The sequence below is a fragment of the Pseudomonas sp. EGD-AK9 genome (assembly GCF_000465935.2).
Lineage (GTDB): Bacteria > Pseudomonadota > Gammaproteobacteria > Pseudomonadales > Pseudomonadaceae > Aquipseudomonas.
In genome coordinates, this window is record NZ_AVOF01000671.1 from 1 (window position 1) to 918 (window position 918).

The 918-nt window shown below is 69.6% G+C and carries 1 protein-coding gene and 1 pseudogene; both read right to left on the bottom strand.

What is annotated here, in order from left to right; all coding sequences use genetic code 11:
* Positions 1-216, bottom strand: a pseudogene (locus tag N878_RS22475) (isochorismatase family protein); the annotation flags it as partial.
* A gap of 2 nt (positions 217-218) precedes the next feature.
* A partial coding sequence (locus tag N878_RS22480) for an SbcC/MukB-like Walker B domain-containing protein (protein WP_031303779.1) occupies positions 219-918 on the bottom strand: 700 nt, incomplete at its 5' end.

Here is a 918-nt window from a genome sequence, read left to right on the forward strand (position 1 = left end):
CGCGCCCGCCGGCAGCAGTTCGCGCAGCGGCGCCAGGGTCGGCCCCAGGCCCTTGGGGTACTGCTCGGTGGCGATCACCGGCACCTGCAGGCGCTGCGCCAGACGCAGCAGCCAGGCGGCCTGCTCGGCCAGCTCGGCGGCGCCGTCGATGGCCGGCAGCAGGCGCTCCTGCAGGTCGATCAGCAGCAGGGTGGACTCATTGGCTTGCATCAACATCGCTATGCTCCTTCCTTCACCGCAAAACGCGCGTCGAGCCGGCTGTAGCCGAGGCCGACGCCCTTGTATACGCGCAGCTGCACCGGGATGCGCTCCTTCATCGCCTCGACGTGGCTGATCACGCCGATGGTCTTGCCGCTGGCGTTGAGGTTGTCCAGCGCATCCAGGGCCACCTCCAGGGTCTCGCCATCCAGGGTGCCGAAGCCCTCGTCGAGAAACAGCGAATCGATGCTGGTCTTGTGGCTGACCAGGTCCGACAGCGCCAGGGCCAGCGCCAGGCTGACCAGGAAACTCTCGCCGCCGGACAGGGTACGGCAGTCGCGCGCCACGTCGGCCTGCCAGGTGTCGAGCACTTCCAGCTCCAGCTCGCCGCTGCCCTTGCGCGCCAGCTGGTAGCGGCCGTGCAGGCGCGCCAGCTGGCGGTTGGCCAGGTGGATCAGGTGATCGAGGGTCAGGCCCTGGGCGAACTTGCGGAACTTGGCACCGTCGGCCGAACCGATCAGGCCGTTGAGCTGCTGCCACAGCGCGTGCTCGCTCTGCTGCGCTTCGATCTCGGCGAACAGCGCCTGCTGGCTGCTGCGCCGCGCATCGTCGGCCTGCAGTTGCGCGCGCAGTTCGCCCTGGCGCTGGCTCAGCGCGCGCACTTCGTGCTGCAGCGCCTGCAGCTGCGCGTCCAGCTCGGCCAGCGCCAGTTCGGTCTGC